Annotated in this window: 32 protein-coding genes; 4 read left to right on the forward strand and 28 right to left on the reverse strand. The window is 30.1% G+C overall.

Annotation, left to right across the window (positions count from 1 at the left end; genetic code table 11):
* The 14 genes from G594_RS0107415 to G594_RS0107480 form a co-directional block, all read right to left on the reverse strand.
* Positions 1-420: a hypothetical protein gene (locus G594_RS0107415; RefSeq protein WP_027098005.1), complete on the reverse strand. Its 420-nt coding sequence runs from the start codon at positions 418-420 to the stop codon at positions 1-3.
* Between the two features lie 192 nt (positions 421-612).
* The gene (lacD, locus tag G594_RS0107420) at positions 613-1,590 is read right to left on the reverse strand and encodes a tagatose-bisphosphate aldolase (protein ID WP_027098006.1); all 978 of its coding nucleotides are present in this window, start codon (positions 1,588-1,590) and stop codon (positions 613-615) included.
* A gap of 52 nt (positions 1,591-1,642) precedes the next feature.
* A complete protein-coding gene (gene lacB, locus G594_RS0107425) occupies positions 1,643-2,158 on the reverse strand; it encodes a galactose-6-phosphate isomerase subunit LacB (protein ID WP_027098007.1) in 516 nt (171 codons plus the stop codon).
* 21 nt (positions 2,159-2,179) lie between these two features.
* Positions 2,180-2,608 carry a galactose-6-phosphate isomerase subunit LacA gene (gene lacA, locus G594_RS0107430; RefSeq protein ID WP_027098008.1) on the reverse strand — a complete coding sequence of 143 codons (429 nt, stop codon included), beginning with the start codon at positions 2,606-2,608 and terminating at the stop codon, positions 2,180-2,182.
* 14 nt (positions 2,609-2,622) lie between these two features.
* Positions 2,623-4,869 (reverse strand): glycoside hydrolase family 98 domain-containing protein, encoded by a 2,247-nt coding sequence (locus G594_RS18550; protein ID WP_051195935.1) that lies wholly within the window; start codon positions 4,867-4,869, stop codon positions 2,623-2,625.
* A 37-nt stretch (positions 4,870-4,906) separates the two neighbouring features.
* Complete coding sequence (locus G594_RS0107440) at positions 4,907-7,213, reverse strand: glycoside hydrolase family 95 protein (protein WP_027098009.1); 2,307 nt, start codon at positions 7,211-7,213, stop codon at positions 4,907-4,909.
* 49 nt (positions 7,214-7,262) lie between these two features.
* On the reverse strand, positions 7,263-8,072 hold the full coding sequence (locus tag G594_RS0107445) for a PTS system mannose/fructose/sorbose family transporter subunit IID (protein WP_034866101.1): 810 nt from the start codon (positions 8,070-8,072) through the stop codon (positions 7,263-7,265).
* Positions 8,069-8,854 carry a PTS mannose/fructose/sorbose/N-acetylgalactosamine transporter subunit IIC gene (locus G594_RS0107450; RefSeq protein ID WP_034866104.1) on the reverse strand — a complete coding sequence of 262 codons (786 nt, stop codon included), beginning with the start codon at positions 8,852-8,854 and terminating at the stop codon, positions 8,069-8,071. The genes G594_RS0107445 and G594_RS0107450 overlap by 4 nt, the downstream gene beginning before the upstream one ends.
* Before the next feature lie 35 nt (positions 8,855-8,889).
* Positions 8,890-9,360, reverse strand: a complete 471-nt coding sequence (locus G594_RS0107455; RefSeq protein WP_027098012.1) for a PTS sugar transporter subunit IIB — start codon at positions 9,358-9,360, stop codon at positions 8,890-8,892.
* Positions 9,351-9,788 (reverse strand): PTS sugar transporter subunit IIA, encoded by a 438-nt coding sequence (locus tag G594_RS0107460; protein WP_027098013.1) that lies wholly within the window; start codon positions 9,786-9,788, stop codon positions 9,351-9,353. The genes G594_RS0107455 and G594_RS0107460 overlap by 10 nt, the downstream gene beginning before the upstream one ends.
* 8 nt (positions 9,789-9,796) lie before the next feature.
* Entirely contained in the window at positions 9,797-10,456 is a 660-nt protein-coding gene (locus tag G594_RS0107465) for an L-fuculose-phosphate aldolase (RefSeq protein ID WP_034866107.1), read from the reverse strand.
* Between the two features lie 29 nt (positions 10,457-10,485).
* Positions 10,486-12,273: an L-fucose isomerase gene (locus G594_RS0107470; RefSeq protein ID WP_027098015.1), complete on the reverse strand. Its 1,788-nt coding sequence runs from the start codon at positions 12,271-12,273 to the stop codon at positions 10,486-10,488.
* A gap of 24 nt (positions 12,274-12,297) precedes the next feature.
* Positions 12,298-12,723: an RbsD/FucU family protein gene (locus tag G594_RS0107475; RefSeq protein ID WP_027098016.1), complete on the reverse strand. Its 426-nt coding sequence runs from the start codon at positions 12,721-12,723 to the stop codon at positions 12,298-12,300.
* A 13-nt stretch (positions 12,724-12,736) separates the two neighbouring features.
* Positions 12,737-14,140, reverse strand: coding sequence for a rhamnulokinase (locus G594_RS0107480; protein ID WP_027098017.1), 1,404 nt, complete (start codon positions 14,138-14,140; stop codon positions 12,737-12,739).
* Positions 14,141-14,321: 181 nt separating this feature from the next.
* On the opposite strand from G594_RS0107480, the gene G594_RS0107485 reads away from it, so the two are divergent.
* Positions 14,322-15,104: a DeoR/GlpR family DNA-binding transcription regulator gene (locus G594_RS0107485; RefSeq protein WP_027098018.1), complete on the forward strand. Its 783-nt coding sequence runs from the start codon at positions 14,322-14,324 to the stop codon at positions 15,102-15,104.
* A 71-nt stretch (positions 15,105-15,175) separates the two neighbouring features.
* Here G594_RS0107485 and G594_RS0107490 read toward each other — a convergent pair whose 3' ends face one another.
* Positions 15,176-15,703 carry a dihydrofolate reductase family protein gene (locus G594_RS0107490; RefSeq protein ID WP_027098019.1) on the reverse strand — a complete coding sequence of 176 codons (528 nt, stop codon included), beginning with the start codon at positions 15,701-15,703 and terminating at the stop codon, positions 15,176-15,178.
* Positions 15,704-15,975: 272 nt separating this feature from the next.
* Here G594_RS0107490 and G594_RS0107495 point away from each other — a divergent pair, with 272 nt between their 5' ends.
* Positions 15,976-16,566, forward strand: a complete 591-nt coding sequence (locus G594_RS0107495) for a sigma-70 family RNA polymerase sigma factor (RefSeq protein ID WP_027098020.1) — start codon at positions 15,976-15,978, stop codon at positions 16,564-16,566.
* A 105-nt stretch (positions 16,567-16,671) separates the two neighbouring features.
* Here G594_RS0107495 and G594_RS0107500 read toward each other — a convergent pair whose 3' ends face one another.
* A complete protein-coding gene (locus G594_RS0107500) occupies positions 16,672-17,073 on the reverse strand; it encodes a pyridoxamine 5'-phosphate oxidase family protein (RefSeq protein ID WP_027098021.1) in 402 nt (133 codons plus the stop codon).
* A gap of 152 nt (positions 17,074-17,225) precedes the next feature.
* Here G594_RS0107500 and G594_RS0107505 point away from each other — a divergent pair, with 152 nt between their 5' ends.
* Both G594_RS0107505 and G594_RS0107510 read left to right on the forward strand, forming a co-directional pair.
* The gene (locus G594_RS0107505) at positions 17,226-17,546 is read left to right on the forward strand and encodes a winged helix-turn-helix transcriptional regulator (RefSeq protein ID WP_027098022.1); all 321 of its coding nucleotides are present in this window, start codon (positions 17,226-17,228) and stop codon (positions 17,544-17,546) included.
* Positions 17,547-18,091: 545 nt separating this feature from the next.
* The gene (locus G594_RS0107510) at positions 18,092-18,409 is read left to right on the forward strand and encodes a hypothetical protein (RefSeq protein WP_027098023.1); all 318 of its coding nucleotides are present in this window, start codon (positions 18,092-18,094) and stop codon (positions 18,407-18,409) included.
* Positions 18,410-18,813: 404 nt separating this feature from the next.
* On the opposite strand, the gene G594_RS0107515 is transcribed toward G594_RS0107510, so the two are convergent.
* The 12 genes from G594_RS0107515 to G594_RS0107570 form a co-directional block, all read right to left on the reverse strand.
* Positions 18,814-19,218 (reverse strand): arsenate reductase ArsC, encoded by a 405-nt coding sequence (locus G594_RS0107515; RefSeq protein ID WP_027098024.1) that lies wholly within the window; start codon positions 19,216-19,218, stop codon positions 18,814-18,816.
* Positions 19,219-19,223: 5 nt separating this feature from the next.
* Positions 19,224-19,589: a hypothetical protein gene (locus tag G594_RS0107520; RefSeq protein ID WP_027098025.1), complete on the reverse strand. Its 366-nt coding sequence runs from the start codon at positions 19,587-19,589 to the stop codon at positions 19,224-19,226.
* A gap of 103 nt (positions 19,590-19,692) precedes the next feature.
* Positions 19,693-19,899, reverse strand: a complete 207-nt coding sequence (locus tag G594_RS0107525) for a hypothetical protein (RefSeq protein WP_027098026.1) — start codon at positions 19,897-19,899, stop codon at positions 19,693-19,695.
* A 15-nt stretch (positions 19,900-19,914) separates the two neighbouring features.
* Positions 19,915-20,361 (reverse strand): hypothetical protein, encoded by a 447-nt coding sequence (locus G594_RS19585; protein WP_051195936.1) that lies wholly within the window; start codon positions 20,359-20,361, stop codon positions 19,915-19,917.
* Position 20,362: 1 nt separating this feature from the next.
* Positions 20,363-20,569, reverse strand: a complete 207-nt coding sequence (locus tag G594_RS0107535; protein ID WP_027098027.1) for a helix-turn-helix transcriptional regulator — start codon at positions 20,567-20,569, stop codon at positions 20,363-20,365.
* A gap of 244 nt (positions 20,570-20,813) precedes the next feature.
* The gene (locus G594_RS0107540; protein ID WP_027098028.1) at positions 20,814-21,392 is read right to left on the reverse strand and encodes a helix-turn-helix transcriptional regulator; all 579 of its coding nucleotides are present in this window, start codon (positions 21,390-21,392) and stop codon (positions 20,814-20,816) included.
* Between the two features lie 130 nt (positions 21,393-21,522).
* On the reverse strand, positions 21,523-22,437 hold the full coding sequence (locus G594_RS0107545) for a hypothetical protein (protein WP_027098029.1): 915 nt from the start codon (positions 22,435-22,437) through the stop codon (positions 21,523-21,525).
* A gap of 292 nt (positions 22,438-22,729) precedes the next feature.
* Positions 22,730-23,050 carry a (2Fe-2S)-binding protein gene (locus tag G594_RS0107550; protein WP_027098030.1) on the reverse strand — a complete coding sequence of 107 codons (321 nt, stop codon included), beginning with the start codon at positions 23,048-23,050 and terminating at the stop codon, positions 22,730-22,732.
* Positions 23,051-23,165: 115 nt separating this feature from the next.
* Entirely contained in the window at positions 23,166-23,333 is a 168-nt protein-coding gene (locus G594_RS20085; RefSeq protein ID WP_155849293.1) for a hypothetical protein, read from the reverse strand.
* 589 nt (positions 23,334-23,922) lie between these two features.
* A complete protein-coding gene (locus G594_RS0107560) occupies positions 23,923-24,519 on the reverse strand; it encodes an FMN-dependent NADH-azoreductase (protein ID WP_027098031.1) in 597 nt (198 codons plus the stop codon).
* Positions 24,520-24,562: 43 nt separating this feature from the next.
* Positions 24,563-25,339, reverse strand: a complete 777-nt coding sequence (locus G594_RS18560; protein WP_278244160.1) for a pirin family protein — start codon at positions 25,337-25,339, stop codon at positions 24,563-24,565.
* A gap of 198 nt (positions 25,340-25,537) precedes the next feature.
* Positions 25,538-25,981, reverse strand: a complete 444-nt coding sequence (locus G594_RS0107570) for a MarR family winged helix-turn-helix transcriptional regulator (protein ID WP_027098032.1) — start codon at positions 25,979-25,981, stop codon at positions 25,538-25,540.
* Between the last annotated feature and the right edge of the window lie 29 nt (positions 25,982-26,010).

Genomic DNA, 26,010 nt, shown 5'->3' on the forward strand with positions numbered 1-26,010 from the left:
TTACACCTCTTCACTTACGTTATGAAACACAAATAACTTTCTTATGCTTATTTCAATTACTTCTTCTTTAAGCTTTTCTAGAAATTCTTTTATTAAAGGAACCTCTGCTTTATATTCATCAACTTTTTTTGTATCTTTACCTGTAGACTCCTCATATTTTTTTATTACATTATTAATACAATCACTGGTAACCCAATCATATATCCAAGCAAGATTTTCTTTTAACTCATATTCATTTCTATGGGTATATCCTTCTTCTTTAATACTTGTAATTATGCACAAAGTAGAATTTCTACTTGAACATAGCACCCTAAAACACTCACAAAATTTATTAATATCAACTTCTCTTCTCTTATTTATGTCTTTTGTCCACCTGCTATTAATGTAGTTAACCATTTGCTGTTCCATAGCCTCAATCATAAATCTCATCTCCCACTCTTCTGTCTATTAAAAGTTGTTTGTTAACATTTCATTCATATCTTTAAAATTCTACATACAGTTCCATATTCCTCCTAAATATCTTATGATTTTCCAGAAATTTTATAATTCCCTAGACGTTAAAAAAGGAAGTTAGTTTCCTAACTTCCTAGTCCTTACTATATAATCTTTTTCCTAATCTATAATAATCGGTGTGGCAGTTTTATTAAGAACATCATTCAATTCCTGGATATTTTTACGTCCCTGAGTTTTCATCCATTCACGGGCAGAATCTTCTCCCTTTAAAATGAATTCATCAACACCATTTGCCCATGTGGCTCTTCCACAAAGAACTCCATTAAATTTAGATTCAGATAATTTTGCAAATTTCAATGTTTCTTGGAATAGCTTTGCACTTACCCCTGCACTTAAGAAAATAAATGGTAGGTTAGTTGCTTCAGACTGTTCCTTGAAAAATTTCATTGCTTCTTCTTTAGTATAAACGAATTCTCCATTGCCATATCCTTCTACATAATCCATATTAACAGGAACTTCTACTTTTAAAACATCTACTCCATATCTAGGATTTGAAAATTCTTTCATCATATCAATAACCTTATGAGGTTTTTTCAAAGCATATTCCTTAGTAGATGTATCTCCATTATTAGAGTCATATGAAACAAGTTCTAAGAAAAATGGTATATCTTCTGCTAAACATTCAGATCCAATTCGTTCGATAAACACCTTTTTTTGTTCGTTTATTTTGATATCTTCATCCACATCATAATAGAGTAAAAACTTACATGCATCAGCACCCTGTTCTTTTAATCGTTTTACTGACCACATTGATAAAAGATCGGGTAATCTTCCTTTAACCTTAGCATCATACCCTGTTTTTTCATATGCCAATAATAAGCCTGAATCTTTATCACGTACTTTAGCTCCATCTAATCCATATTCAGGATCTAAAAGTATTGAAGAAGCATATTTTGTTAATTCTGAAGAAACAATTTTTTTAAATTCACTAATCTTACTTTCTGCAACTTCATCCTCTTGAAATTTTCCCATCATTCTTTTTAAGGCTCCACGTTGATCAATTGCAAGAGCTCCAATTACATTATTTTCATTAACTAATTGACTAATATATTCTTTCTTCTTTCCAGTAAAAATCATCCTTCTTTAATCTCCTCTTTTAATTTAGGCTGCAATAATTCACTCTATCTACTTAATCATGATATTCTCCACGATTCCACTTTTCTAAAAATTCATCAAAGAAATGTATGTCATTTTGCTTAGGCATATTTTCATCAAGACTCTTAATCTTATTAATTATTCTTTTATTTTCTTCTGTTTCTACATAATTAGCTTTAATAAAAGCTTCAATTATATCGCACATTAAAAATTCTCCAGTTATTTTTCCTCCAAATCCAATAACATTTGCATTTAATTGCTCTTTAGCATAAATAGCTGTCGTCATATCACGAACAAGTGCACTCCTAACCCCAGGCACTTTATTAACTGCATTATTAATTCCAACTCCTGTTCCACAAATACAAACACCTAAATCAGCTTCTCCACTAGCAACAGCTTCCCCAACCTTTTTACCAAAGATAGGATAGTGTGTTCTAGTGAAATCATATGTTCCTACATCAAGAACTTCATATCCTTTGGATTTCAAAAAATCAGATACTGCCATTTTTGTATCAGTGACAATATGATCACATCCTATAGCAATTTTCATTTTGTTCCTTCCCCCTTTTTCTTATGCCATTTTATTTAACATATCTACTCTTATTTGGTGACGTCCCCCATCATATTTAGCAGATAAAAATTCTTTTACTATATTCCATGCTATTTCTTCTCCAACAATTTTTGAACCTATGGTAATCATTCTTGAATTATTATGTTCTCTTGTCATGTATGCAGAACGTTCATCTGAAACTTCTGCTGCTACCATCCCTTTTACTTTTGTTGCTACCATAAAGCTTCCTGCACCATAACCATCAAATGCAATGCCTAAACTCTCATTGTTTTCTAGAACGTCTTTTGCAATTGCTAGAGTGGATTCTACAAAATCCACTGAAGCAACCTCGCTTTTATCTATAATTTCATAACCCATGTCTATTAATCGTTCTTTAATTAAATTTTTTAATTTCATACCATCTTTATCTGATCCAATTACTACTTTCATTAACAAAATACCTCCTATAAAGATTCTTGTTTACCATAAACTTCTACTTCTGCTAGACTTAAAGGAACTCCGTTATTTTTTAATTCAACTTTTACATATCTTCCTTTAATATTTTTCAAATTATACTCTCTCATAGGAGAAGGATAGCTATCTTGATGCTCCCTCCAAACTTCATTATTATTTTCATCTAAAACAATAACATCATAATTTGAGAGTCTGTCCATATTAGAATCAGTTCTATTAAAAATACAAATTCTATCTATATTTTTTGTTTCTCCAAGGTCAACTTTCCACCATGAAGGATAATCACCATTTGTATGTGTTACTGATCCTTTTCCATAATCTCCATCTGTGATTCCATCTACAGCCCTATTAGAACTAGCACCATATGCTTCTGAACTTTGACTTGTTGATTTACCATAAGCCAAATTCAAATCTTCTGGGTTAAACTCATCTGGTTCTGGTAATTTATTTGGTCCATTTCCTGTTACTTCTAAAGAAACATTAACGTAACCATTATGGTCAATAGTCAATGTGTACTTTCCAGTATCTTTATCCCATTCTTCAGTATAATTGTAATGATCTTTATCACCTGTTATATTTATTTTAGGTTTTTCTGCGTTGGTAGACCCATTTATTGTTAAAACAGTCTTTCTTAATGTATTATCATCTGGATTTTTACAATAATTTTCACTAAGCCAATTTGATAAATCTAATTCACCTTGTTTCCAACTTTGTGATGCATCAAAATTGCCTGAAAGAGACCACATCTTACTTTTATCTGTTCTATAATTATTTAAAGTTATATCTAAGCTATCTTTTTTCTCTTTTACAATTCCATAAGTATGAGCAGTCATATCAATATCTAAAGATTTAGTACTGTTTACATACATTGGTAGAGAAACTTGTTGATTTTCATCTATATTAACATTGCTGTTATAGGTGTACCAGCTATCTCCAACTCTTTGTGCATATCCACTTCCTGTATATAAACTAGGATATTTAGAATTTAAATATTTAACCTTTGATGATAATTCAGGGCTATTTTTTGTTAAAATATCTGCATTAGGGAAAATTTTCTTAACCTCATCTAAAGTTAGTCTAGATGATATAACTGGTAAAATATTGTATCTACCTGTATCATATAAAGGCATTGTTTCATCATCTGAATACAAGTCTTTATAAAAATTAGGTATGCTATTTATCTCACCATCACCTTCCCAAAATACTACTTTACTACGATTGATTACTTCTTCCTTTGAAGGAGCTGGATTTTTAATAGCATGTCTGAAAAATGGAATTATTCCATTTAAGAAAGCAGGTGTTGGTACATCATTATCCATAAAGGTATAGGCTGCACACTCAAAGTTATATACAGTTCCTCCGTTAGTATAAACATTCATCATTTCCATTGCTAACATTGACTCTGGTTCAGAGGCGTATGAACGCATATCTCTATTTCTGCTACCTACTGGTTCAAAAGTATTCGTATATCTTTTTTCCCACCATTTCCAACTATCACTAGAAGCGCCCCAATTGTCACAGAATCCTGATAACCACATTCCATTTACAATACTGTCAGTTGATGCATCATCTCTAATAGGAGTATTTTTTGTAGCTAAAACAAGATTCTTTTTATACTTTTTAGCTGCATTATAAAAATTTTCATTTCTCATTACATTTTGCCAAAACCAATTTTCATGATCATGCCATATAAAATGAGCTCCGTATTTTGCACAAACTTCTAGATATTTTGCACTGTTAGTTGCTATCTGATCATTATATATCCAGTAGTTTTCTATATTCATTACACCTTTTAGCACACTATATTTCTTAAATTGCTCTTCTAACCATTCTGGTGGAACTGTATCTCTTTCACCAGCTGACATAATTACTAGAAAAACTGGTATATTATTAGCTTGAGCTTCATCTAACATATTAATATACCATCTTCTTAACTCTGGAGTATCCTTTGGAATACAGCTTGTTGGTTTGCAGACTTTAGCTGGATGTAATTCTATTGCTGCATAAGGCTTTACATCATCAGGTATCGCATTCCATGCTCCTTTTAATGTATTACCCCACCAAAGTGAATTTTCTGTATCCCCATAAACAGGTTCTATTAATAAAGGAGAATCATTACTAATTTTTGTTCTCATCTCATCTTCTTGACTTGCAAATACAATTCGGCTATTAAAAAGCATATTAAACATCATACATAACACTATACAAATTGCTAAACCATGAAATTTTTTCTTCATTAATATACACATCCTTCAAAGTATATTTTTAATAATTTTAAAAAGTAACTTCAGTTTCTCCATTTTCATCTAACTCAATTTCAATAACTGTATCTTTTCCACACTTCATTTTTTCTTTATCAATAGAAAATGTTATTTTTTTCTCTGGTTCTCCTTTTATATAAACTCTTTCAACCATATTATCTTTCCATTTGACAGAAAACTTTTCTCCTCCTCTTACCCTGAATCCTACAAATTCTCCAGAAGGAACTTCAGATGGAATAGCAGGTAAAATCTTTATTTTGTTGTTATGACTTTGAATTAAAAGCTCACATAGCCCACTAACAAACCCTAAATTCCCATCTATTTGGAAAGGAGGATGGTCTGAGAAAAGATTAGGTAATGTAGTATTTTTTATCATTCCTACTAACTCATTAAATCCTTGTTGTCCCTTTTTCAATCTAGCATAAAAATGAACTAACCAAGCAGAGCTCCATCCAGTTCTAGTGCTTTCAAACAATCCTGCTGTTTGCCAACTATTTATTGCTTCTTCCCTATTTTTCACATCTAAATATTTTCCATAACTAGTTCTTCTTTCAATGGTTTTTAAAGCTGCTTTAGCCAAAACTGGTGTTTTATCTAAGTCAATTTCATTACCAGGATGTAAACCAAATAGTGGTGAAATATGCCTATGTCCAATTTCAACTTCATCATAATCAACTAACCATTCTTGTATCTGTCCATGTTTACCAACTTTTGTAGGTGGTAATTTAGCTAAAATATCTTTTACATTTTTACAGTGATCTCTATCTATATCTAAAACCTCACAAATATCTAGATAACAATTAAAGAACATACGTAATATTTGATTATCAATAGTTGGTGATAAACATACATTTCCTATTACGCCATTTTCTGTAATAAACTTATTTTCAGGTGACACTGATGGCCCTGTTACTAAATAGTTATCATATTCAAAAAGATATCCTTCATAGAATTGAACTACTTCTTTTATTAATGGATAATATTTTTCCAAAATACTTATATCTTGAAAATAATTATAATATTCCCATATATGTGTACAAAGCCATGGAAGTGTCATAGGCCATACTGCAGCCCCAATTGCATGGGATTGAGGTGCAGTATCAAAGAAGCCATCTGTATTATGATGTGCAGTAACACCATTTACTCCATACATTTTCTTTGCAGTTATCCTACCTGGCTCTCTCATTTTATTCATCATTTCAAATAATGGAATTTCTACTTCTGGTAAATCACAAGGGCCTGTCATCCAATAATTCATTTCAGTATTTATGTTTATTGTGTATTTTGATCCCCATATAGGGTTCAAATCCTCACACCAAATTCCTTGAAGATTAGATGGCAAGCCGTTAGGTTGACTTGAACAAATCAATAAATATCTTCCATAATCAAACATTGTTTTTATTAGCCCTAAATCATTTGCATTTTTCTTAAAACTTTCAAGTCTTTCCTTAGTATTTTTTATATTATTTTGCTCATCTCCAAGCTTTAATGAAACCCTATCAAATTGTCTCTTGTAATTCTCCTTATGTTTCTCTATTTCTAAATCGTAATCATGAAAAGACATTTCTTTTAGTATCTTTTTACATTCTAAATTAATATCTAAATCACTTTCCCAATAATCAGTGACAGACGTTAAACATAAGGTAAACTCTGATGCATTTCTAACTATAATTGTTTCTCCTAAAACTTCACTTTCTCCATCAGTGTTTATTACTCTACAGCCTACATTAAAAGCTACACCTTTTATGCCACCTGCTGAGCCACACATTATAATTCCATCATTTTCATATTTCTCAATAATGTCACTAAATCTTTTCTGTCTTCCTAAATTTATATTTACACTTATTGATCCTTTTTTGCTAGATTTCATCCTTATAAATAAAAGATTTGAATTAAAACTAGTGAAATATTCTCTAGTATATTGAACATCTTCAATATCATAAGTAGTCCTTGCAACTGCATCTGATAGACTTAAACCCCTACAATGATTATGAGGTTCTTGACTTTCAACATGATTTATATATAATTCTCCTAAAGATTCATAATGACTTTGATCCCTAGGTGTAGCAAACATTGTCAACTTGACTAAATCTTCCGCCTCATTAACTTTTCCAATCTTTAACAACTCTCTTATCTTATCTAAATATTTATAGGAATCTGGATTGTTTCGATCACATTTTCCTCTATACCATAAAGTCTCATCATTAAGCTGGATTTTATCATCAATAGTCCCACCAAAAATCATTCCTGCTATATGTCCATTACCTATTGGAATAGCCTCATTCCAATTATTCGCTTTTTCATTAAACCATATATCCAAGTCAATCCCTCCATATTGTAATTTTGAATTTGTTAAGTTTATACAATCCTTATCCTAAAATTCCTAACCATGCAAGTAATATAGAAATTAACATCATTGAAAATATTAAAACTACTGGATTTTTTCCTTTTCTAATTAATTTATACATCGCTAGTGTAAGTCCCATTGGAATAAATCCTGGAATTAGGCTAGTAATAAGATTTTGTATAGAAATAACTAAATCTCCTTGTGTAAATTCTAAGGCAAAATTAACTCCTACCATTTGAGGAATTAATCCTCCAACTAATACAAGTCCTAGTGCAATAGCCATATTAGTTATTTTATCTAAGTTTCCTTTTGCAGAACTTTCTTGTATAAATTCTGCTCCTCCCTTATATCCAAATTTTAATCCAAAATACTTAATAGGAAGATTAATTGCATTTATTAAAATTAATGCCAAGAACAGACCAAAAGCACTTCCGTTTTTAGAATATGAGGCACCTAAACTAAAACAAATAGGTACAAGTGTTAACCAAAAAAGACTATCTCCTATTCCTGCAAGTGGCCCCATAAGACCAACTTTAATACCTGTAATTGTGTCTGCTCCTTCATTTTTCTCTTTTTCTTCTAAGGCAGAAGTTACACCTATAATAAATGGGGCAGCTGATTGATGAGTATTAAAAAATTCAAGATGTCTCTTCATAGCAACAGCTTTTTCTTCTGGATTACTATCTTTATAAATCTTCTTTAAAGCTGGTTTAATAGTATATAGAAATCCTAGATTTTGCATTCTTTCATAGTTCCAAGATGCACCATACATAAAACTTCTAAAAAACATTTTTCTTATATCTGATTTGTTAATACTATTGTTTGAACTCATAGATCATACTCCTCCTCTTCTATATTGTTAGATGCTACTTCTGTTACAACCTTTGGTTCTGCTGGAGTAATATTATTAGTAAACAAGTATGCTGCTGCTACTCCTACTAATGATATTCCTATAGTTGACATTCCACCAAAAGCTGAACAGATAAATCCAACTAATAAAAATACCCACATTTTCTTCTTTAACATCATATTTAATAACATTCCAAATCCTATTGCTGGTAACATTCCACCTGCAACATTTAATCCTGTCATAATTATTGGAGGTATTTTATCAAAAAGATCTTTAATATATTCTCCTCCTACTAAAATAGCAACAAAAATAGGAATAATCTTAAATAATACAATTACTAATAAACAGGAATAATGATATAAATCAATTTTACTCATATCTCCTTTGCTAGCAGCTTTCTCTGCTTTCTTTACAAAGAAAATATCTACAGTTTTTGCTATAACATCTAGTTGTTGAGTAACTACCGCTACTGGTACAGCAATAGCTATACCTGCTGTAGCTCCTTGACCAGATAAAATACCAAAGGCAGTACCAATAATTGCTCCAGAAATTGTATCTGGTGGAGTATATCCCCCAATACCAGTTACCCCTAGCCACATTAATTCTAAGGTAGCTCCAATAATTAATCCTTGAGTAAAATCTCCTAAAGCCAATCCTGTCAAAGCACCTGTAACTAAAGGCCTATGAAGCATTAATAATGGACCATTGTAGTCAATTGTAGCTATAATTGCTATAATTGTGATAATTATTGCTGATGTTAACATTAGATCTCCTCCTTAATTTCATAATTTTTTATTATTTAAACAAACTTATCCATAAGTGTAATTTTGTCATTTGGAACCATTTGTATCTCAACTTTTATTCCTAAATCAATTATTTTTTTGAAATATAATTTATCTTCATCCCCTAAAGCAACTCCTACTGTAACCTTTTCATTAGTGTCATTTTTGCTCATTTGACCAACATTTAAATACTTAATAGTTACTCCACCAGTAATACATTGAAAAACTTCCTTTGGATTAGTAAAAATAAGCATAGTTCTTCTTTTAATTTCAACTTTATTAAAAACGCTAATAAACTTCTCTGTATCAAAAAAAACAATTTTAATTCCACTTGGTGCTGATAACTTAAGTATTGATTGTCTAGTCTTATCTAATGCCACAGCATCACTAACAATAATAACCTGTTCAATATCATATTTTTTCAACCAAGTAGTTACAACTTGTCCATGTACCAACCTATCATCAATACGAGTAAACTCTATAGCCATTCTTCATCTTCCTCCTCTTCTAAAGCAATACCATTAAGGTTTAATAATGCTCCTTTTCCATTTTCAACTAAATTATTATTATCTAGTTCATCATCTATACTTGAAAAAACTTCAATTAATAGCATTAAGTTATATCCTGTTATAACAGAAACTCTGTCATTTTCTATTGCTATTTTTAAAGCTGTATTATTTGGTGTACCACCTAATAAGTCAGTTAATATAATGACTTTTTCATTTTTCTCTAATAAACTTTCAGTTAACTCATTCATTTTTTTATAGAATGAGTCTACATCTGCTCCTAACTCTAACATTAATGTTTGTAACCTCTCATCAGATATTTTTCCTGCAATCATTTCTGCAGAGCTTACAATTGAAGCAGCTAATGGACCATGACTTACTACTAATACTCCATTTTTGTACTTACTCATCTTTTGTGTTACCTCACTTCCTTAGCCTTGCGTTGACCATATGAAACAAACTTTTTATCCATTAATTTCATCTCATCATCTGATAAAACTACTGGATTTCCAATACTTTTAGAAATACAATATATTTTTGAACAATATTCAACTTCCTCTATGATATTAAAAGCATTTAATAAATCCTTTGATCCAGCTAATATCCCATGATTAGCCAATAATACAGCTTTTCGATTTTCCATAGCTTTTGCTGCATTTTCTGCTAACTCTTCTGTTCCATAGGTAGCATAATTTGCAACTTTTACATTTTTACCAGCTACTGCAATCATATAATGTGTTGCTGGTAATTCCTCATGTAAACATGCTAAAACTGTAGAATACATTGTATGTGCATGAATTACAGCATCAATATCCTCTCTAGTTTTATATAGTTTTAAGTGCATTTGCCATTCACTTGAAGGAAGATTTTCTCCTTCAACTACATTTCCATTTAGATCTAAAATTACAATGTCCTCTTCTTTCATTTCAAAAAAATCAATTCCAGATGGGGTAATAGCAATATGACCTAAACTTCTATCAAAAACACTTAGATTTCCCCCTGTTCCTTTTGTTAACTTTTCTATAACCAACTTTTTTCCATAGTTGATTAACTGTTTTCTTTCTTTTTCCATTATCATGTTTAATCACGCCTTTCATAAATGCAATTCTATTTTTTATATAATGGACCTAATAATCTACATACTTCAAAATCAGCATTTTCTAACTCTTTTGTTCCTGCTCCTTCAAAAATACTTGGTCTAAAAATCTTTTCACGTGGTACATTGTGAAGTGTAACTGGAATTCTTAGCATACTTGCTAGAGTAATTAAATCTGCTCCTATATGCCCATGAACAAATGCACCATGATTTGCTCCCCAATGATTCATTACATCATAAACAGTTTCAAAGCCACGTTCTCCCAAATTAGGAGCAAACCAAGTAGTAGGCCAAGTCTTATCTGTTCTTTCATCTAAAACCTTATGTATCTCTTCATCAAGTACACAAGTATATCCCTCAGCAATTTGTAATGTAGGTCCAATGCCTTTAATCAAATTGATTCGTATCAATGTAACTGGTAGTTCTCCTTCTGTTTTGAAATGTGATGAGAATCCACCTCCACGGAAATATTCATAATTAGCTCTACACCAATCTGTTGCTTTTAAACATGACTGAATATCTTCATTTGTCATATTCCAAAATTCTTTCATTGTTCTATTTCCATCTTTATCTCTTGAAGCTGCTGTACCATCTAAAGCAGATGCACCTGAATTAATAAGATGTATAACTCCATTTTCAGCTTTTCCAGTTAACTCTTTACCAGTTACCCTTTTAACTGATTCTGGACTCCAATAAGTTCTTACATCAGAGAAAATAGGTGCTTTATTGGTAAGTAATGTTCCAAGTAACATTGAAACACCATTTAATGTATCGTTTTCAGTTGCAAAAGCAGTTACTTGTCTAGGACCATTCCAATCGAAGGTAGAAGCCATAATTGCTTCAGTAAAATCACCATTAGGTAGCCAGTCAGTCCATTGTCTTTGCCCTTGGAATCCTCCTGCTATAGCATTTCTACCTCTAGCCTCTTCTTTCCAACCTAGTTCTGATAGTTTTTCATTACCAAATAAAATATCACGAATAATAATAGCTTGTTTTGCAATAAACTCCCAATCCTTATCTGGTGGAACTACCTTTGATTTCTTAATAATATGAGGTAAGTCCTTCCCCTCATTTATATCCATTCCTTCGTGACAATTAGCTTTTATCCAAGCTAAAGCTTTATCATATTCTGCTTGATCAAAGATTCCTAAATGGATACGACGTAAAATTTCTGTCATATCTACAAATTCAACTAACATTCCTAGATAATCCTCAAAGAAACTTACATCTACTTGTGAACCTGCAATACCCATAGCCGAAGAACCAATATTCACATAAGATTTACCTTTCATTTGACCAACAGCAATAGCTCCTTTTGCAAATGAAAGTATTTTTTCTTTAACATCTTCTGGAATTGTGTTATCATCTAGTTCTTGTACATCATGTCCATAAATCTTAAAAGCAGGAAATCCCTTTTGAGCATATCCACTCATTGCAGCAGCTAAATAAACTGCTCCTGGTCTTTCTGTTCCATTAAAGCCCCATATAGCTTTAATTGTATTTGGATCAAGATCCATTGTTTCTGTTCCATAACACCAGCTAGGTGTTACAGATAATGTTGCCACTATATTTTGTCCTGTAAACTCTTGCTGAACAATTCCAGCATCTCCACCACCACCAATTGTTCTACTTGCTAACACACATTGAACTGGAGTTCCATCTGCATAGCAAAGAGAATTTTCTATTAATTCCTTTGCTGACTGAGCCATTTTCATTGCCTTTTCTTCTAATGACTCACGAACTCCCCCTTGACGACCATCAATTGTTGGTCTAATGCCTATTTTAGGATATACTTTCATGTTACACACTCCTCTACATATAAATTACTTTATAACACCCTTTTTTAAGATAACGTTTGCATAAATTGCTTCTTCACCAGTAGCAACAATAGCATATGCCCTCTTGCCTCTTTCATAAAAATCTTCTCTATTCATATAAGTAATATTATTATTTTCAACACTTTTTTCATTAAAAATCTTCCTATATACCTCCCATATCTCAGGTTTTGGATCACCATTTACTGTTGACATTAAACTAATTGCTGAATCCACATAAACATCAAGAGGAAATAAAGCTAATATACTTTCTAATAGTTCTGGTATATTTAATCCATCACATCTTACTAATTTTTTTGCATTACTTGCTGCTGGATAATTACCATCTGCAATTACAATTTCATCACCATGTCCCATTTCCATTAACACTTTCAATAATTCAGGAGAAATATTCTTTGGAATACCCTTTAACAAACAATCACCCTCTTTACTTCATATTTGGCATAAAAGTAATCAAATTGAAGGAATTAGAAATTATCTTTCTAGCTTCTGCAACATCTTTAATTTTTTTCAATGAAATTAACTGAATAACAATATTTCCTATGGCAGTTGCCTCTCCAGGTCCAGCAATAACTTTTTTTCCTGTTATATTGGCAACTAATTGACAAAAAAATGTTGCGTTAGAACCACCACCAACTATATGAATCTCTTCAAACTTTTTATTTGTAACAATCTCAATTTCTTCAATTGTTTTTTTATATGTATGTGCTAGGCTTTCATAAGCACATCTAAAGAATTCTTCTGGTTTATTAGGTATACTCTGAGTTGTTCTTTTAGCATATGAGACTATTCTTTCTCTCATATCACCTGGCTCTGAAAAGATTTCATCATCAGTATCAATTAAGCACTTATTACTAGAAACCAAACTAGCAATATTCGCTATTTCTTCATAGGAATAGTTAACTCCATCTTCTTCATAATTCCTTTTTAATTCTTGTATTAACCAAAGGCCTGTACAATTTTTTAATAATCTAGTTGTCCCACTATGACCACTTTCATTAGTTAGATTAAACTTCATTGCATCTTTACTTAATATAGGCTCCTTTAGTTCAGTCCCAATCAAAGACCATGTCCCACAAGAAATGAATAAAAATTCCTTTTCAGAAGGAACACTTACAACAGCACTAGCTGTATCATGCTGACAAACATTAATAACCTTTATATCACCTAACCCTAGTTCTGGTTTAGCTGTTCCAAGAAAATTTCCCTCCTTAACAATTTTAGGAAACATATGTCTAGATAATTCGAAATTATCTAAAACCTTTTCTGACCATTCTTTTGTATAAGAATTAGTAAGTTGAGTTGTTGATGCAATACTACATTCTGCAGCTATTTTCCCAGTTAATAAGTAATTAAATAAATCAGAAATTAACAAAATCGTTTTCACTTGATAGAATAATTCTGGATTCTTTTCTCTTAAAGCCAATAATTGAAACAGAGTATTTATTTCCATTATTTGATTTCCTGTAATCATATAAAGATCTTCTAGAGAAAATAGTTTAGATACTCTTTCCAAAATACCTTTTGTCCTACTATCTCTATAATTTGCTGGAAAAGTAATTAAATTTCCCTCTTCATCTAGTAAGCCAAAATCTACTCCCCAAGTATCAATTCCAATACTTTCAACTTCATCAAACTTTTTTGCTTCAATTACACTTTTTTTAATTTCAGAAAATAAATAATCTGTATTCCAACTTAGAATCCCTTTTTTATAAATAGGCTTATTGGGAAATCTACTTACTTCTTTTAAATTTATTTTTCCATCCTTTAATTCTCCTAAAATACCTCTTCCCGATGAAGCCCCCAAGTCAACTGCTAACACACTACCCATATCACTTCTCCTTATCAATAAATGTTGTTATTTTTTACAAGTTCATTATACTAAGGCTGAACTTACTGTTTCAATACATGAACATAATGTTGAAAATTCTTCAAATATTAACAAATAAAAGTTCAATTTTGTTCAAATTTGTGCTAATTTTAATATATAAATTTAAGGGTAGGTGAGTTTTATGCTAAAACAAGATAGATTAATGGAAATAACTAATATTATGCAAAGTAAAAAAAGAATTCGAACTGAAGATTTAGCAAAAATTACTTTTTCTAGTATTTCTACTATACGTAGAGATGTGATTTTTCTTGAAAAGCAGGGTCTAGTTAAGAGGTTACATGGAGAAATTATTTTAAATAACTTCAATACCGTAGAACCTTCTCAATTTTTACGCGAAAGTGAAAACGTAATCAAAAAGAGAACTATAGCTTCTCTAGCAAAAGACTTTATAGCACCTGGAATGTGCATTTACCTAGACTCTAGTACCACAGTATATGAACTATGTCCCTTTTTATGTGATATTGAACATTTAATAATTTTTACTAACGGATTAAATACAGCTTTAAAGTTGGCGGAATACGGAAACCCAACTATGAAAATTTTTATAACTGGGGGGGAAGTAAAACATTTTTCTTCTTCTGTGGTTAACTTAGATATTGAAAATTCATTACTTAATCATTTTAATATTGATATAGCTTTCTGTTCTGCAAGAGGGATTGATGAATTTAACGTATATGAAGTAAGCCTTAGCCAAGCTGTTTCAAAAAAGAGAATAATAGATAAGGCAAAAGAAACTATCTTGCTAATAGATAGCTCAAAATTTGAAGTGACTGGATTCTTCAAAATCAATGACTTGAAAAAATATAGAGCAATTATATCAGACAAGCTCCCAAATAAAAATATACTAAATGCAACAGAACTTTTAGATGTTGAATGGATTAGTGGTGATGAAGAATACATTTGATGTTAGTATTTCATACAAAAGAAAAAGGAAGTTAGTTTTCTAACTTCCTAATCTAAAATCTTTATTATCACTTAATTACTTCTCTTTGAATACCTCATAATTACAATCCCATCCTCAACTGAATACTCCTGAAGTTTCAGGTCTATTTTAGGATTATTTCCCAGGAATAGTCTTCTTCCTTTCCCTAAAATAGTAGGTATTATCCCTATAATATATTCATCTATAATATCATCTTTAATAAAGGGATCAATCATTTTGCCTCCACCAAATAAAAATATGTTCTTCCCTTCTTCCTTTAAATCACTTATTTGTTTGCAGATATCACCTTTTATAAAATGATAGTTTTCATAATCCTCCATATCATCTGAGGTTGCTATATATACATCTTTATCTTTATATTCATTATGAAAATTTTGATTGTAGCAATTTCTCCCCATAACTACTACATTAATACCTTCTAGAAACTTATCAAAATCTATTTTATTTTTTGTATTTAATGTGTCACTACCATCTCCAACTATCCAATCGAATCCACCTTCTTCATCTGCTATGTATCCATCTAAACTAATTGCTAAATTTAATATTATTTTTCCATTCATATATTAACCCTCACTTTCATTTTAACTATATCATCTCCTTGATATAAAATATACCTATCTTTGTTGAAAGAAAGATACATAGTAATCTGCTTAAATTCTTAGATGCTTGTCCACTTCAAATTCAAACTGGCATTATCCTTATTTTCTAGCTTTTTAATATGAAAATATATTAATAACTTTAGTTTAAAATTTTATACTTTTCTAAGCCTTAAAAAACGCCCAAAAATGTGATATATGCACCAATTGCATATATAATAAAAGAGGTGATATTTATGGATTATAAGTATATTGAATCTTTAGTGAAGCTTGCAAAGGAAAAAGATATTGAAGCACAAGAAATTCTTGTTGAAGAATTCAAGCCAATAATATATGGGCTTACTAAAAAGGTATTTGCTCCTGAATATGAAAGGGAGGATCTTATTAGTGAATCCTATAGAATCCTTTTTAACTGCATAGCTAAATATGATACAAGTAAACATAGATTTGTTGCTTATTCTATTAATGCTATAAAAAATAACTTCAAATATATACTTAGGAAATCTACTCAAAGGGATGACCATGAGGGCTTGCTCTCTGGTGATATTTCTACAGACTTAGAATCTCTTCTTAAACCTGAGGAATGTCCTTATGAGAAAAAGGAGTCAGAAATTATAGATGCTGAACTTATTAAACATGTTTTTAAAGGGCTAAATAAAGATGAACTTGAATTAGTTAACCTTGTAGTCTTTGAAGAACATACAGTTAGAGAATATGCTACATTTAAAAATCTCAATTACTCCACTGCTGTAAAGAAAAAGAAATCAGCATTAGATAAAATGAAAATTCCTTTTAATGAATTTATGAATAATACTTATAATGTTTAAGACATGGAACTATTCCATGTCTTATTTTTTATTGATTATAATCTTTTCACTTTTAAATAATGAGTATTATAATACAGTTTTAAACTATTTTGTTAGTGCACAACTTTAAAACTTATACTCCTTAGGTGGATTACCTGAGAAATCAGCTATAACAGCATAAGCATCTTCTAAATAAAATACCTCAAATATAGGATTGTCAGCTGTTTGGTATTGACCCTTAACTATAGGATTATTCATGCAACCTTCTTTTACATCCATATTATTTTCAAATATAGCTTTTCCATTCAAGCGAATCCACGCATAAGATGGACTAGATACAGAAATTTCAATATACGGATTGATTTGAATATCCTTATAAACATCTTTAGTACTGTTAGTACAGAACCAAAGTTTCCCTCCCTGCTCAAAACAAAACATAAACGGCCTACATTTTGCCTTTCCATCTCTACCAATAGTAGCAAGATATTGTACTGGATTTTCCTCTAAAAACTTAACAACTTCATTCATAGTAAATTGCCTCCTAAACAAATAAAAACTTCTGAGAATTTGATTTTTCTTCCCTTAGTCATTATAATAATTCCATAGATATCTTCTGTAAAGTAAGCACATTTATGTGTTATAGTTACCAAAAGGATACTATTGAATTAGGAGTTGAAAATATGATAAAAAAGTTACCTAACTGCCCCGTTGAAATTACTCTTATGCTAATAGGTGATAAATGGAAGGTACTAATTTTACGTGATTTACTTCCTGGAACAAAGCGTTTTGGTGAATTAAAACAATCTATTGGAACCGTATCTCAAAAAGTCTTAACTGCACAGTTACGTGATATGGAGGAAAAAGGACTTGTTAATCGTAAAGTATATGCTGAAGTGCCGCCACGTGTAGAATATACATTAACTGAATTAGGACGAAGTTTAAAACCTATTTTAGATGCTATGGCGAATTGGGGAGAAGAATATAAATCTAAAATTTTGTAATCTTTCTGCTTTATTAAAGAAAATTATAGATTTGTGATTATTATATATTTTATTAATAAAAAAGGGCAAGAATCAAAAACTCGCCCTATATCTTCACTTCTTATACCAAAGTTTAAAACTTTTAACAATATTTATTATTTTTCAATATACTCATTAGTTATCTTATCAATCTTATATTTCAAATTACAATTCTTTCAATCAGATTTAATTTGATCTTCCACAATAACCTCACCAAAATTCATTTTATAAACTCCTTGTGAGGCAAAATTTTAATTGCATATTTATATAAACATATATTTATGTATTTATATAAATATATGTTTATTTCTTTATATATTTAAAACAATATATAAATATTAATAGAAATAAATTGGAGAGTAAGTTTAACGTTGGACATGCTCCTATATAAAGAATTAAAACTCTAAATGAAGATGCTGTTACCAGAGCTTTTAGAATTTATTTTTCCATTAGCTTTACTCATCTTCTTCTTTGTATATTTAAATATATACTTAGATAAAATAACATTGAAAGGTGGTTTTGTTTTTATGAAAAAAATTATAAGTATATCCTTAATTTCGTTATCACTATTACTTTCTCTTTCTCCTAAGCTAGTATCTGCTGTAAACATATTTGAAGAAGGTGTTTATAAAGCAACTGACTTCAGCTTTTCATCAGACAATAAATATATTGTTCAAAATATCTCTAAAGAGAATAGTGCTTTCATTCAGCTTTTTGACGAAAATCAAAATTTATTACAGTCAATTCATCTTTCCAAGAACTCTGATAAATATAATCTACTACCTTTAAAGCCAGATTATAGAATCGTAATAGTGGGTAAAGGTGATGTATTTATATCTTCTTAATAAGCAATGTTCATAACTCTATCTTTTAAATATGACTTAACTCTAATTTATTTTTTTAAATAATAACACCATTTTATTAAATTTCGTACCTTTTTTTGGTATATGTCATAGATTATAATTACATTATATAGTGATTTGTGCCGAATCATTATTGGTTGTTTGTGAGAAAGATAAGTTCCCCCCTGGTACTTATCTTTTCTTTTTTTACTGTCTAGTAAATTATAAAATTTCAATTAACTATAAATCAAAGGTATTATTACATTTTCATATTAAAAAATACAAAATAAAGGATAGTAATTTTATAATTTACTTACCTTTAGTACGCGTGGGGTGGTTATTTGTTTCCATGTGACTTAGAGCTTGCGACGGAACAAGGGAAATAAATATCCGCCACACCTTTTTTATTAAACTTCTCCATTTTGAATTCTAAGTGCAAGGTTCTTAACCTTTTCTTCAATTACTCTTGCTACCTTAATAAACTCTTCATCTGATTTACCAGTTGGATCTTCCAATCCCCAATCTTCAATATGATTTGCAGGTAAATAAGGACATACAACATTACATCCCATCTTTATAACTATATCTACAGTTGGTATATCTGATAATAACTTAGATTTTTGAGTTTCATTCATATCAATATCATATAAATCTTTAATTATTCTAACTGCATCTTGATTAATCTGAGGCTTCTTTTCTGTGCCTGCTGAATATGAATAAAACACATCTCCTGCAAACTTTTTTCCTAAAGCCTCTGCCATTTGTGATCTACAAGAATTGTGGACACATATAAATGCTACTTTTTTCTTCATGTTTTCTACCCTCGTTTCTCTAGTTCATTCTCTATAAATGCTTTTGAAATATACATAGCTCTTATAATAGGAGCAAATCTTCTAAATTGAGCAGTTCCTTCTTCATATTTTATTTGAGCCTTTTCTGTTTTATTTATAATTGAAACAACAGGTGGTAAGGCTTTTTCCAAGTCTTCTTTAGTGTACATACTAATATCAGTATCATTTTCTATCAAAACTTTTGAAATATATAATGCCTTTATTCTATTTTTTAATAGTGAGTGTTGTGATGTACCTTCTACAAACTTTAACTGCATCTTTTCGCACTTACTTATAGTAGAAGATATAAATCTTACTGTTGCATCTAGTTCATTTTGTGAATATTTCTCCATCTGTATCTCCTATAACTTTTTATTAATCCATTATAACATATATATTATTGGTGTTAACAAAAAGGATAAGCCCCTCCTTGGAGCCTATCCTTCCAATTTTTAATTAGGACTTAAAGTCATATGGACTTTTTTTCTTTCCAAAACAATACCCATTATAAGCTATTCCAATTATCATTAGAACAATACTAACAACCATCATAGGATAAGCTACAATATCTGGATACTCACCAATAAAACGCTTTCCAATAGTATAGATTAATAATAATATTATTCCCACTGGTGATGATAAAGCTAGTAATTTTCTTTTCATAGAACATACACCTCCTTATATCTTTCTATTAAAGTACACCTTTAATATTCCTTTCACTAATGCACTGAACATCAAAGTTGAAAGTAATACAAAAAATACTGTTTCATTATAAAATCCTGATATGATCGTTCCTATTGCCAAGCCCCCTAAAATGATATTTATACCAACTCCACCTATGTGAGTACGTATATATTTACGACGTTCATCATTTTCATAAATATATAGTTCCCTCAATTTATCTTCTTTTCTAAGGGCTCCTTGATACTTAAACACTAAATAAATTAGTAAGGCTTGAACAGCTATATATAGTCCCACATTAACGCCAGACATAAATCCTAATGTAAATTCACTTTGTCCAGCAGTAGGGTGAAAAAGGCCAAAAGACACCATTATTATTAGTATACTGTTGTAACAAACTAGCATTCTTATTCTTGTTTGCAAGTCTTTTTTAAACTTATCCATTTTATATTTCCTCCACCTCTGAAAAATCAAATATATCCTCTATGGTAGTGCCAAAGTATTTGGCAATCTTATAAGCTAAAACCAAGGATGCAGTATACTTTTCAACCTCTAAAGAGGTTATAGTTTGCCTTGTAACTCCCACAGCTAAAGCAAGTTCTTCTTGCGAAATTTTATGTTTCTTTCGCAATTCAGCAATTCTTGTTTTCAAAGTAACACCTCCATATTGCAAAGTAAGCTTTGCAATATGATTATAGCAAATTTTACCATAGTTGTATAGTATACTTTGCATTTTAATTTATAGGTGGGGTGGATATTTATTTTGCTTGTTCCGTCGCAAGCTCCAAGTCACAGAAAAATAAATATCTATTCCCTTCTTACTTAAGGTAAGGAATAAAAAAACACCCCATATTCTCTTTTGAATAATAGGGTATATTAATTAGAGCTTATATATTTTAAAGTTTTATAATAATAGCCATAATTACGGCTACTACAACTGCCAATGTCCCAGCGCCTACTGCTAAGAAAATTTTCTGATATGGTCGTTTTCCATACTCTTGATTTTTTTGAGGCTCGTCCATATTCTTTCCATCCATAAAAGCAAGAATTTCTTTATATGTTTGGATATCAAACTTCTTTTTGTATTTTTCAACCTTCAAGGAATAGCAAAATGTAACTATTGCAATTACTCCCCAAATTCCCATTCCAATCTTCCCAAAAAAGTGTACAAGTGGAACAGGTAATAAAATAGTTGCTAATAATAACACAGCAAAGATGCTACTTAGATGGTTAAATTCCTTAATGTCTTCTGATTTAATTTTTTCCTTCATTTCTTCAAGGTCTCCTTTAACTAATATGTCAAGAGATACACTAAAAAGAGAGCTTAGCAATAATAAGCTTTTCACATCAGGATAGTTCTTATTGTTTTCCCAATTTGAAATAGTTTGACGAGATACAAAAATCTTTTCAGCTAGTTCATCCTGTGAAAGCTCCATCTCTGTTCTATATTTTCTTATTTGTTTTCCAATCTTCATAAAATGTCCTCCTGCACTATCAGTCTATAACCTGAAATGAATTTCTACTATCAAAAGTCTTTGATAGTGGCTATTTTACTCATGTCAAAAGTATTTGACATCCTAAAAACACTCATTTATATAGCATAATTTATAATTTAAATTCTCTAATGTACTTAATATTTTTTATAATAATATCTGACTTCCACCAGTTTTTACTTATAGCCCATTCTTCAGGATAATCATTCCACTCCCATGTAACTCCCCAAGAACCATCCTCATTTTGAGCCTTTAAAATAAATTGGTATTCAAAATCACATATCTCCTTGTTTTCTAAATAAAAATCACTTGATTTACTATTTATGAACAATGATGGTTTACATATATAATCAGTGTTCCATATTTTAGTATCGTAAGTTATAACTTGATTAATTTGTTTTTGTAATAATCTTTTAAATTCTTTCATATCCAATAAGTTTAAAATAGAGCACTCTTTAATATAATCGTATAACTCTACAAAGCAAGCACTTTCATGCATAGATTCTAAAGGAAAATTATCTTTAAAATAATCATAAGCTTCTTTTGATAACTCACATGCTGATTTATATATATCAGTATCTTTTTCTGCATATTTCAATATAAAACCTATTAGACTCGCCGTAGGATTATATGTTGATTCTTGTTTTTGTCTATAAGACCACCAAGGTGCATGAGGATAATTGTCATTTGTTACTACTGTATTTAAGCCATGCCACCTATGTCCATCAAATTCATCCTTAGAAGATAAATAATCTAAAATTCCTTTTATTATTGGATGGTTTTTATCATCTAAATTAATTTCTTTAATTATTTGAGTTGCTACCCATGTTTGCAAGGGTGTTGAATTAATATTCCAACAATCAGGTTCCAGTGCATTGGCAAATCCACCATCATCATTTTGGTATGCCTTTAAAGCACTAATGACCTCTTCCTTACTTCCATTTTCAAATAAATAGTTCCATCTGGCCATATCAAGCGGTCTTGAATTCTTTAATATAAACTTTTTTGAAGCTGTATAATAATCCATGGCTTTCCCCCAATTAAATTAGTAGTTAAATACCTACCTAACTGTTAGTTTTATACTTTCAATTATACCATATTCTTTAATACTAACTATTATAAATGGTCTTGTTATTCCTACTACATCACTTTTATTACCTTATACAATTTTTTATTCTTTGGGAAGAAATAAACTAATATATTGCTAAATAGTTGAAGTTATCCACAATTTAATAATGGATATAATTTCCTAAAGAATAAAAATGAATACCCATAAATAATATTATTTATGGGTATTCTAGTTATATATACAGATTATTCTATCTTTTTAATTCAATTATGTTTTGTACTAAGGCCTTACATCTTCCACATTGAGTACCTGCCCCTGTAACTTCTCCAACCTTTTCAACTGTATCAGCACCATTTTTCACTGCTTCTACTACTGATTCTAATGAAGTTCCTTTACATCCACAAACAGATGCTAAAATCTTTTCTATTTCTTTAACGCAACCACCACAAGCAGTACCTGCTCCTGTCATCTCTTTTATTTCTTCTACAGTACGTGCACCTGCAATCATTGCCTTTCTAATATCTATATAGCTTACGTTCTTACAATGACATACTACTTTATTTCCAGCCATCTTTATCCTCCAGTATATTTCTTTATAGTTATCTAATAAGTTTTTTATCATTATAAGGTAAATTTTATTTCTTTTCAATATATTTTCTAATCTATAATACATTCTGTATTTGTAGTTATTTGTTTTTATCATCCTTACTATTTATTTTCTCATTTTGTTTAGAAAAACCAAAACAAATATATGCACAACCTAATACTATATACGTAGCATGTTTACGTACTATTCCAATTATAATAAAACAAGTTGCTGCAAAGAACCAAATTTTTGATATATTATTATTCACTAAACCACCCCTAATACCATCTTTTATCAATTAATCATAACACTAAAAATTATTGCCATTGCAAAGTAACCAATATTGGTTTCACCTAATCTTCCCCTGTACAATTTTATTTTTAAACTGTAATTTTATGTATATATTAACTTAATATCACAGTTTCTTCAATACTTTTATAAAATCCTTTTGTATATTTGATGAAGAATATCTCAAAGGCAAGCTTCCTAGGATTATTTTTAAGGAAGCAGAATTTGACTTGAATATTATTGGTGTTAGACGCTACGAACAAGCAGCAGCTAGATGGATTAGAGCTTACAACCTATTATGAGAAAATATGATATTAAATGTCCTATAAGAAATGCTAATCCGTATCGCCTCATATCTCAAATTCAAGAACTCTTGATATCATAGCAACTACAATTGATAAATTAACATCAAAACATAAAAACAATTTGCATAATGAAACTTAAAAAAGATGACTCCTAAATAATTTAGAAATCATCTTTTATTAGCTTCTTAACTTTTTTATTGTGTCCTTGACTTATTGTCCACTTTAAAAGCTTTTGTTCCATTTTATCTTTCTTTTAATATATCTTTAAAATTTTTGTGCAATTAACTTGGATTTTTCTATTCCTTCTTCAATTTTACCTTGAACATCTACACCTGCAACATCTAAATTTTCTATTGCTATAGTTTCTATATCGTGGATACCAAAGAATCCAAGTATAGTTCTTAAATATCTATCTCCCATTTCATATGGAGCATCCCCATATTCTCCACCTCTAGATACTATATGCACAGCTTTTTTATCATTTAAAAGTCCTACTGGACCTTTTTCTGTATATTTAAATGTTATTCCTGTAACACTTACATAATCAATATAAGCTTTTAATATTGCTGGCATACTTAAATTCCACATAGGTGCCGCAATTATATATTTATCTGCCTCTGCAAATTGATATGCATATTTTAATACTGGATGCTTCTTGCTATCCTCATTTTTAGGTCCAAATACTACTCCCAAATCCTCAGGTCTTAGAAAATCTATTTTCTCCTTATATAAATCTAAGACAATCACCTCATCTTGTGGATTATTTTTCATATATTCTTCTACAAAGCTATCAGATACTTTAAAAGTCCTTGACTCTCCTTCACTTTTAATGTTTGCCTTAATATATAGTACTTTACTCATTTTTTCTACTCCTTTTTAACTTTATTTTTGATTAATATTTATTTTAAAAGTTTTCTACTCCAAATTTATTATTTCTAAAATCTTCATATGCTTGATATATTTCATCCACTGTATTCATTACAAATGGACCATGTGAAACAATTGGTTCATCTATAGGTTCCCCACTTAGTACAACAAATAAAGATTCTTCAGTAACTGATTGGACTGAAATGTCACCATCAATGTTGTCAAATATAATAAAATCACTTTCTTTACATGTATGATTTTCATTTATTTTAACTTCGCCCTTTAATACTAATATTCCCGTATTAAAATTACCAGGTTCTTTTAATATAGTTTTTCCATAATTCTTTAGATTTATATTATAAATATTTATATTAGTAAAAGTGCTTGCTGGCCCTTTTATTCCATTAAACTCTCCAGCAATAATGCTCACTTTTCCTTGATTATTATCAAGCTTAAAAGCTCCCATGTTCTCTTTTAATAAAGTTTGATATTTAGGCTCTGACATTTTCTCACTCTTAGGAAGATTAACCCAAAGTTGAATCATATGCAATATTCCACCACTTTCACTAAATTCTTTTTCATGGTATTCTTTATGCAAAATTCCTGATGCAGCAGTCATCCATTGAACATCACCAGGGCCTATAATTCCATGATTCCCCTTATTATCATGATGTTCAACACTTCCCTCATAAGAAATTGTTACAGTTTCAAAGCCACGATGAGGATGTGCTCCAACACCTCTCCTAATTGATGACGGTTCATAATAATGTGGGGCATGATAATCTAATAATATAAATGGAGATAAGCGTTTTATATCCCCTACTCCTACTGGTAAATATTGTTATACTCTAAATCCATCCCCTACCATATGAGGTTCTGGTCCTCTAAATATATTCTCTATTGTTCTAAACTTATTCATAATTTTTTAGCTCCTATCTATTTTATTTGAAATTTCATTATATTAATCTTAAGATATCACTAATTAGTTATATATAGATAAATTTTTTTGTTTTTAGATATTTTTAAACTTTTTTAATATGTTTTTTAAAGTAATTTGCTCTTCTTTAGTTAAAACACTAAAAATTTCATTAATATTTTCAATATGTTTTGGTAAAATATCTTCAATAATTTTTTTCCCACTATCTGTTATTGATATTATAGTAGATCTTTTATCCTTAGGATCTAAGTTCTTTTTCACTAATCCATCCTTCTCTAAATTTTTTATAACAACAGTTATATTCCCAGATGTGGTCAATATTTTTTCTATAATCTCACATATTCTTAAATCACCTTTATTATATAATGCTTCTAATACTCCAAACTGAGCAGTAGTTAATCCACTTTCTTTTATAGTTTCTAACTCCTTTTTATGGATAGTATGTTCTGCTCTTGTAAATGTGATTAATGTAGATAATGCTAATTTATTCTCATTAATTATATCTTTAATTTCTTTCATTACTTTCATCCCTTTGTATCTTTTATGGA

It is taken from the genome of Clostridium paraputrificum AGR2156, assembly GCF_000424025.1.
Lineage (GTDB): Bacteria > Bacillota > Clostridia > Clostridiales > Clostridiaceae > Clostridium > Clostridium paraputrificum.

Coding starts and splice junctions, on each gene's coding strand:
- G594_RS0107450 (WP_034866104.1), bottom strand. CDS start 8,854: ATGTTAACATCAGCAATAATTATCACAATTATAGCAATTATAGCTACA.
- lacD (WP_027098006.1), bottom strand. CDS start 1,590: ATGATTTTTACTGGAAAGAAGAAAGAATATATTAGTCAATTAGTTAAT.
- G594_RS0107460 (WP_027098013.1), bottom strand. CDS start 9,788: ATGAGTAAGTACAAAAATGGAGTATTAGTAGTAAGTCATGGTCCATTA.
- G594_RS0107525 (WP_027098026.1), bottom strand. CDS start 19,899: ATGAAAAGAAAATTACTAGCTTTATCATCACCAGTGGGAATAATATTA.
- G594_RS0107455 (WP_027098012.1), bottom strand. CDS start 9,360: ATGGCTATAGAGTTTACTCGTATTGATGATAGGTTGGTACATGGACAA.
- lacB (WP_027098007.1), bottom strand. CDS start 2,158: ATGAAAATTGCTATAGGATGTGATCATATTGTCACTGATACAAAAATG.
- G594_RS0107545 (WP_027098029.1), bottom strand. CDS start 22,437: ATGGATTATTATACAGCTTCAAAAAAGTTTATATTAAAGAATTCAAGA.
- lacA (WP_027098008.1), bottom strand. CDS start 2,608: ATGAAAGTAGTAATTGGATCAGATAAAGATGGTATGAAATTAAAAAAT.
- G594_RS0107485 (WP_027098018.1), top strand. CDS start 14,322: ATGCTAAAACAAGATAGATTAATGGAAATAACTAATATTATGCAAAGT.
- G594_RS0107550 (WP_027098030.1), bottom strand. CDS start 23,050: ATGGCTGGAAATAAAGTAGTATGTCATTGTAAGAACGTAAGCTATATA.
- G594_RS18550 (WP_051195935.1), bottom strand. CDS start 4,869: ATGAAGAAAAAATTTCATGGTTTAGCAATTTGTATAGTGTTATGTATG.
- G594_RS19585 (WP_051195936.1), bottom strand. CDS start 20,361: ATGGATAAGTTTAAAAAAGACTTGCAAACAAGAATAAGAATGCTAGTT.
- G594_RS0107480 (WP_027098017.1), bottom strand. CDS start 14,140: ATGGGTAGTGTGTTAGCAGTTGACTTGGGGGCTTCATCGGGAAGAGGT.
- G594_RS0107500 (WP_027098021.1), bottom strand. CDS start 17,073: ATGAATGAAGTTGTTAAGTTTTTAGAGGAAAATCCAGTACAATATCTT.
- G594_RS0107465 (WP_034866107.1), bottom strand. CDS start 10,456: ATGATAATGGAAAAAGAAAGAAAACAGTTAATCAACTATGGAAAAAAG.
- G594_RS0107415 (WP_027098005.1), bottom strand. CDS start 420: ATGATTGAGGCTATGGAACAGCAAATGGTTAACTACATTAATAGCAGG.
- G594_RS0107445 (WP_034866101.1), bottom strand. CDS start 8,072: ATGAGTTCAAACAATAGTATTAACAAATCAGATATAAGAAAAATGTTT.
- G594_RS0107520 (WP_027098025.1), bottom strand. CDS start 19,589: ATGGAGAAATATTCACAAAATGAACTAGATGCAACAGTAAGATTTATA.
- G594_RS0107540 (WP_027098028.1), bottom strand. CDS start 21,392: ATGAAGATTGGAAAACAAATAAGAAAATATAGAACAGAGATGGAGCTT.
- G594_RS0107490 (WP_027098019.1), bottom strand. CDS start 15,703: ATGAATGGAAAAATAATATTAAATTTAGCAATTAGTTTAGATGGATAC.
- G594_RS0107510 (WP_027098023.1), top strand. CDS start 18,092: ATGAAAAAAATTATAAGTATATCCTTAATTTCGTTATCACTATTACTT.
- G594_RS0107570 (WP_027098032.1), bottom strand. CDS start 25,981: ATGAAAGAAATTAAAGATATAATTAATGAGAATAAATTAGCATTATCT.
- G594_RS0107505 (WP_027098022.1), top strand. CDS start 17,226: ATGATAAAAAAGTTACCTAACTGCCCCGTTGAAATTACTCTTATGCTA.
- G594_RS0107495 (WP_027098020.1), top strand. CDS start 15,976: ATGGATTATAAGTATATTGAATCTTTAGTGAAGCTTGCAAAGGAAAAA.
- G594_RS0107515 (WP_027098024.1), bottom strand. CDS start 19,218: ATGAAGAAAAAAGTAGCATTTATATGTGTCCACAATTCTTGTAGATCA.
- G594_RS0107560 (WP_027098031.1), bottom strand. CDS start 24,519: ATGAGTAAAGTACTATATATTAAGGCAAACATTAAAAGTGAAGGAGAG.
- G594_RS0107470 (WP_027098015.1), bottom strand. CDS start 12,273: ATGAAAGTATATCCTAAAATAGGCATTAGACCAACAATTGATGGTCGT.